Origin of the sequence: Micromonospora sp. URMC 107 (assembly GCF_051386315.1) — a bacterium.
Taxonomy (GTDB): Bacteria; Actinomycetota; Actinomycetes; order Mycobacteriales; family Micromonosporaceae; genus Micromonospora.
The window spans coordinates 1-6784 of record NZ_JBPQTK010000201.1 but is presented as its reverse complement, the minus strand read 5'-3'; the positions used below and the strand labels follow the sequence as shown (position 1 = coordinate 6784).

The window sequence follows — 6784 nt, the reverse complement described above, 5'->3', positions numbered from 1 at the left end:
GCCTTGACGTTGCCGACCTGCTCGTCGGAGAGTTCGATGCGCGACTGCGCGCCCTGCACACCATGCGGCACCAGCTTGCCCATGTCCGGCTTGTCGGCCTGCACCGCCACCGCCACCGCCGTCGCGTCCACGCTCGGGGTGTGGGTGGTGTCGGTCATCGGGCCGGCGGCCACACCACCGGCGAACGCCAGACCGGCGATACCAAGAACGCTGTTACGCAGGATCGTGTTCATCATAGGTGCTCCATTCGGGGGTCGGCACCCACACCGAAAAGGGGGGATCCGGCTGTGTGGGTGCAAGCACCGTCCGGCGCTCATGAGGCTCAGGGGGAGTTCTCCGGCGTCTCGCCGAAGGAAAGATCAGGTCGGCCGGGTCGGCCGGGGATCAGATCGGCCGAGTCGGCCGGGAGGATCGGGCTGTTCGCGGGGGCGGGGGGTTGCCCTCACGTCGGCCGGACCATGTGTAACGACCGCCGGCCCCGCCATCATTCCGGGGCCCCACCATCCGCGGGGCGGTGCGGTCTTGCTCGGTCGTCCGCAGGGTGTAACGACCCCACCCCGGCCACGATTCCGCCCCCACGATGCCCCCGGTCACACCCCGAAACCGGACACCGGCCCCGATCGGGGACCCGATGACGCCGCCCGCCCATGCCGCACCGGACAGCCATGACGCAACCGGACACCGGGCACCTCGGGTCCGCCGGGTGGACGGTCGGGATCTTGGTACGAAAGGGGCCTTGGCGGGGCGGTTTCGTCCCAAGATCCGAGGGTCGAGTGTGAGGCAGGGGCGGCGAGCGGGCACTCATGATCGGTTGACGCTCCGCCGGGCTCCGCGCTGCCCTCCGCCCGGGCCGACATCAACGGATCATGGGGACACCGACCGTGAACCAACCGACCGTGAGCAGCCCAGGACGGCGAGCGGGCACCGACGGGGTGTGGCCCGCCGTGCCCGGCGCAGGGATCAAGCCTGACCGCCCGGAGCCGGGTACGGCGGGCCACACCCCCACCACGACGGACCCGCAACCGACCCGACCCCGCGCACGGACGGCGGGCCCCGCCGACAGCCCTCAGCCAGCCGTCGGGCGCGATCCCGCCCCGCCGTGGTGCCCTCGGGACTAGCCTCGACAGGAGGGCCGGGCGCGACGCCTGCGGAGGTGATTCGGATGACCGCAGCCACCGACGCGGCGGTGCTGGTCGGTCTCGGCGCGGAGCGCAACCTGCCGGTGGTCAGGCTGGCCGCCCAGGAGGCAGCCGCGCACGGCCGTCCGCTGTGCCTGCTGCACGCGTTCAACTGGACGGCCGCCCTGGAGGCCCCGTCGATCGCGGAGGCGCGCGCCGACGCCGAGAGGTTGATCTTCCGGGCCACGGAGATCGCCAACGAGGTCGAGCCGGCGCTGCCGGTCAGCGGCGAGATCGTCGAGGGCGCCCTCGTACCCACCCTGGTCCGCCGGTCGGAGTTGGCGTTCCTGCTCGCCGTCGGGGACGGCGGCATGGCGACCAGCGGCGACTGCGTGTCGGTCGACGCGCCCGCGGTGCAGCTCGCCGCCCGGGCCGGCTGCCCGGTGCTGGTGGCCCGCCGGGAGCCGCCGCCGCAGGGGCCGGTGCTGGTCGGGGTGGACGGCTCCGACAGCTCGCAGGCCGCGCTGGAGTGGGCGTTCGAGTGCGCGGCCGGGCGGGAGGCGCGGCTGCTGGCGGTCCGCGTCGTCGAGCCGGAGAAGGCCGCCGAGGATCCCGAACTGCTCGCCGGGATGGTGGCGCGGTCGGCGCACCGGTTCCCGTCGGTGGCCACGGAGTGCCACACGATCCGCGGCGACCCCGGAACCGTCCTGGTGGAGCAGTCCCGCTCGGCGCAGGTGGTGCTGGTCGCCGCCCGGGGCGACGAGCCGTGGCGGGGCATGCTCGGCGCGGTGAGCCAGACGCTGCTCTACCACTCCCCCGCGCCGCTGATCGTGGTGCGGGGGCTGACGGCCGTTCCGCTCGACGGGCGCAACGCCCAGCTCCGACGGGACCAACGGCCCTGATCAACACCGCGCCGATCGGAGATGCTGGGGCCGGCCCGGACGAATCCGCGCTCCGAGGATGCAGGATTCCCCTACCCGCGAGAGGCTCATGCAGTATGGACACCGCTCTCGACCTGCACGGCCCCCTGACCGAAGACGAGCTGCGGCGGCTGGACGCCTACTGGCGGGCGGCGAACTACCTGACCGTCGGGCAGATCTACCTGCTGGACAATCCGCTGCTCCGCGAGCCGCTGGCACCCGAGCACGTCAAGCCGCGCCTGCTCGGCCACTGGGGCACCAGTCCCGGCCTGAACCTGCTCTACGCCCACCTCAACCGGGCCATCGTCGCCCGTGACCTGTCCGCCATCTTCGTCACCGGCCCCGGTCACGGCGGCCCGGCGATCGTCGCCAACACCTGGCTGGAGGGCACCTGGAGCGAGGTGTACCACCACATCGACCGCGACGAGGCCGGCATGGCCCGACTGTTCCGCCAGTTCTCCTTCCCCGGCGGCATCCCCAGCCACGTGGCGGCGGAGGTGCCGGGTTCGATCCACGAGGGCGGCGAGCTGGGGTACGCGCTCAGCCACGCCTACGGCGCGGCCTTCGACAATCCCGACCTGCTGGTGGCCTGCGTCATCGGCGACGGGGAGGCGGAGACCGGCCCGCTGGCCGGCAGCTGGCTCTCCGACGTCTTCCTGAACCCGGCCCGCGACGGCGCGGTACTGCCGATCCTGCACCTCAACGGCTACAAGATCGCCAATCCGACGGTGCTGGACCGGATCCCCGAGGACGACCTCCTCGCCATGATGCGCGGCTTCGGCTACCAGCCGTACGTGGTGGCCGGCGACGACCCGGCGACGGTGCACCAGCTCCTCGCCGGCACGCTGGACCGGGCGCTGGACGAGATCGCCGCCATCCAGCGGCGGGCCCGCTCGGGCGGTGCCGTCGAGCGCCCCCGCTGGCCGATGATCGTCCTGCGTACGCCGAAGGGCTGGACGGGGCCGCGGGACGTAAACGGCAAGCAGGTCGAGGGCACCTACCGCGCGCACCAGGTGCCGCTGTCCGAGGTGCGCAAGAACCCGGAGCACCTGGCCGAGCTGGAGCGCTGGCTACGCAGCTACCGACCGGAGGAGCTCTTCGACGCCACGGGCGCACCGGTCGCCGAGCTGGCCGCGCTGCCGCCGAAGGGCGAGCGGCGGATGAGCGCCAACCCGGTCACCAACGGCGGGCTGGTGCTGCGCGACCTGTCGCTGCCGGACTTCCGCGACTACGCCGTCGACGTGCCGCGACCCGGCGAGACCGTGGCCGGCGCGACCGGCGCCCTCGGCCCTTGGGTCCGCGACGTGATCACCGCCAACCCGCAGACGTTCCGCCTCTTCGGCCCCGACGAGGTCGCCTCGAACCGGCTCGGCGCGGCGTTCGAGGTCACCGGCCGGGCCTGGATGGCCGGTACCGTGCCCGGCGACGACCACCTCTCCCCGGACGGGCGGGTGATGGAGGTCCTCTCCGAGCACCTCTGCCAGGGCTGGCTGGAGGGCTACCTGCTGACCGGCCGGCACGGCATCTTCACCAGCTACGAGGCGTTCATCCACATCGTCGACTCGATGCTCAACCAGCACGCGAAGTGGCTGAAGGTGACCCGGGGCATCCCGTGGCGCAAGCCGGTGGCCTCGCTGAACTACCTGCTCTCCAGCCACGTGTGGCGGCAGGACCACAACGGCTTCTCCCACCAGGACCCGGGCTTCATCGACCACGTGATGAACAAGAAGGCGGAGGTGGTACGCGTCTACCTGCCGCCGGACGCCAACACCCTGCTCTCCACGATGGACCACTGCCTGCGCAGCCGGCACTACATCAACGTGGTGGTGGCCGGCAAGCAGCCCGCCCCGAACTGGCTGTCGATGGACGAGGCCGTCCAGCACTGCCGGCGCGGCCTCGGGATCTGGGACTGGGCCAGCACGGACGCCGGCAGCGAGCCGGACGTGGTGCTCGCCTGCGCCGGGGACGTGCCGACGCTGGAGACGCTGGCCGCCGCGGACCTGCTGCGCCGGCACCTGCCGGAGCTGAAGGTACGGGTCGTGAACGTCGTCGACCTGATGCGCCTCCAGCCGCCGACGGAACACCCGCACGGGCTGTCGGACAAGGAGTTCGACACGATCTTCACGCGGGACAAGCAGGTCATCTTCGCGTACCACGGCTATCCGTGGCTGATCCACCGGCTCACCTACCGCCGCACCAACCACGCCAACCTGCACGTGCGCGGCTACAAGGAGGAGGGCACCACCACCACGCCGTTCGACATGGTGATGCTCAACGATCTGGACCGTTTCCACCTGGTCATCGACGTGATCGACCGGGTGCCGGGGCTGGCCGACCGGGCCGCCCACCTGCGGCAGGAGATGGTCGACGCGCGGCAGGCCTGCCGGGACCACACCCGGCAGCACGGCGAGGACGACCCCCGGGTCGCGGAGTGGCGCTGGGTCCGCGAGACGGACCCGGGACTGCGGGGTGACCAGTGAGCGCGAGGAGTGAGCTTGCGAGCCCCGCAGTCGCGAACGAAAGGCCGGCCCAGTGAGCGCGAGGAGTGAGCTTGCGAGCCCCGCAGTCGCGAACGAAAGGCCGGCCCAGTGAGCGCGAGGAGTGAACTCGCCAACCCCGCAGCCGCGAACGAGAGGTGGGCCCGATGAGCGGCAACGAGATCCTGGTCGGCTACGACGGCTCCGCCGACGCCTCCGCCGCGCTGGAGTGGGCGCTGGAGGAGGCCGGCCGCAGCGGGCGGCCGGTGCGGCTGGCGTACGTCTTCGAGTGGCTCACCGTGGCCGGCTGGATCGGCCCCGGCGTCGCTCCCGGCATCTGGCCGGACGAGACGGCCCGCCGGCAGGTCGAGGAGCTGGTCCGCAAGGCGGCGGCGGACGCGTCCGCCGCGCACCCGGAGCTGGCCGTCACGGGTGAGGTGTTCGACGGGCCGCCCGCGCTGGTGCTCCAGGAACGCTCGGCGCAGGCCGACCTGCTGGTGCTGGGCACCCGGGGGCACGGCGGCTTCGGCGGGTTGCTCGTCGGCTCGACCGCGGTCACCGTCGCCGCCCACGCGCACTGTCCGGTCGTGGTCGTCCGCGGCGAGGCCGCCGCGGGCGGGCGCACCGGGCACGTGGCGGTCGGCGTGGACGGGTCCGAGTGCTCGCTGCTGGCGCTGGGCTTCGCGTTCGAGCAGGCCGCCGCCCGGCGGGTGCCCCTGCACGTGGTGCGGGCCTGGCATCCGCCCGCCGGCCAGCGTCTGCCGGCGGGCCCCGAGGCGCGGGAGGCCACGGCGGCCGACCGGGCCGAGCTCGACGAGCCGCTGGCCCGGTGGGGCGCGACGTTCCCCGACGTGCCGGTCACCGTGGAGGTGACGGAGGGCCGTCCGGCGTCCCTGCTGGTCGACGCCAGCCGCAACGCGTGCCTGGTGGTGGTCGGCACCCGGGGCCGGGGCGGCCTGACGGGGATGCTGCTGGGTTCGGTCAGCCAGCAGCTCATCCAGCACGCGCACTGCCCGGTGGCGGTGGTCCGCGAACGGTGAGTCGAAGGGCCCCCGGAGGGCGTCCGGGGCCCCGGCGAGGGGCGCAGGTCCCGGCCGCGCCGGGACCTGCGTACCGTGCGTCGGCACGGGGGATGGCGCAGGATGGAGCCGCAACCCCGCCCGGGGCACCGTCGGGCTGGGGCACGATGGGGAGAAACGGAAAGGTCGTGACCATGAGCCACGGAACGCCGGCGACGGATCGTCCGCTGACCACCGCACTCGCGGAGGCCGCCGCGACGGCCGGGCACGCCCCGTCGGTGCACAACAGCCAACCGTGGCGGTGGCGGGTCCTGCCGGACGCGCTGGAGCTGCGGGTGGTCCGCGATCCCCGGCTGACGGCGACGGATCCGGAGGGCCGGCTGCTGGCGTACAGCTGCGGGGCCGCGCTGCACCACGCGCGGGTCGCGCTGACCGCGGAGGGCTGGACCGCCGTGGTGGAGCGGATGCCGGACCCGGCCGACGCGGACCTGCTGGCCCGGCTGACCGGGATGGCCCGGGCGGAGGCCGACCCGGAGGCCATGCGCCTCGTGCAGTGCATGCAGGTGCGCCACACCGACCGGCGCCCGGTCAGCGACGAGCCGGTGCCGACCGCGGCTCTCGGGGAGATCGCCTCGGCGGTCGCCGCCGAGGGCTGCCAGTTGCAGTTCCTCGACCGCGACAACGTCCTGGAGCTGGCCGCCGCGGCCGGGCACGCCGCGTCGGTCGAGGCGGAAGACCCGCAGCTGCGCGAGGAGTTGGAGTACTGGACCAGCCGCAGCGGCACCGGCACCGGCCTGCCGCCGGAGGTGCTGCCCGCGGAGTCGCCCCAGACCACCGTGCCGGCCCGCGACTTCGGCCGCCCCGGCACCCTGCCGGTCGGTCCCGGGCACGACCGGGCCGCCGTGTACGGGGTGCTCTACGGCGACGAGGACGAGCCGGACAGCTGGCTGCACGCCGGCGAGGCGCTCTCGGCCGCCTGGCTGACCGCAACCAGGCTCGGGATCTCCGTGGTGCCGCTGAGCGGCGTGGTGGAGGTCGCGGGCACCCGGCAGACGCTGCGCGGGCTGCTGGCCGGCCTCGGCTACCCGTACCTCGTGATCCGGCTGGGGCTCGCGGACCCGGCACACGCCGGCCCGCCGCACACCCCGCGCCTGGACGTCGCGCAGGTGGTCGACACCTCGGCGGTGCGCTCCACGGACGCCTAGCGGGGCCGGGACCACGGCCACCGGGCGATACCATCGCCCGGTGGC

Annotated in this window: 4 protein-coding genes and 1 pseudogene; 4 read left to right on the top strand and 1 reads right to left on the bottom strand. The window is 73.8% G+C overall.

Annotated features, from left to right (window positions below):
* Positions 1-236: pseudogene (locus ACSNN9_RS27165) on the bottom strand (hypothetical protein); the annotation flags it as partial.
* 926 nt (positions 237-1162) lie between these two features.
* Here ACSNN9_RS27165 and ACSNN9_RS27160 point away from each other — a divergent pair.
* The 4 genes from ACSNN9_RS27160 (at position 1163) to ACSNN9_RS27145 (ending at position 6739) form a co-directional block, all read left to right on the top strand.
* Positions 1163-2020, top strand: a complete 858-nt coding sequence (locus tag ACSNN9_RS27160; protein ID WP_436676117.1) for a universal stress protein — start codon at positions 1163-1165, stop codon at positions 2018-2020.
* A 95-nt stretch (positions 2021-2115) separates the two neighbouring features.
* Complete coding sequence (locus ACSNN9_RS27155) at positions 2116-4518, top strand: phosphoketolase family protein (RefSeq protein WP_436676116.1); 2403 nt, start codon at positions 2116-2118, stop codon at positions 4516-4518.
* A gap of 164 nt (positions 4519-4682) precedes the next feature.
* On the top strand, positions 4683-5555 hold the full coding sequence (locus tag ACSNN9_RS27150) for a universal stress protein (protein ID WP_436676115.1): 873 nt from the start codon (positions 4683-4685) through the stop codon (positions 5553-5555).
* A gap of 173 nt (positions 5556-5728) precedes the next feature.
* On the top strand, positions 5729-6739 hold the full coding sequence (locus ACSNN9_RS27145) for an Acg family FMN-binding oxidoreductase (protein ID WP_436676114.1): 1011 nt from the start codon (positions 5729-5731) through the stop codon (positions 6737-6739).
* Positions 6740-6784: the final 45 nt, after the last annotated feature.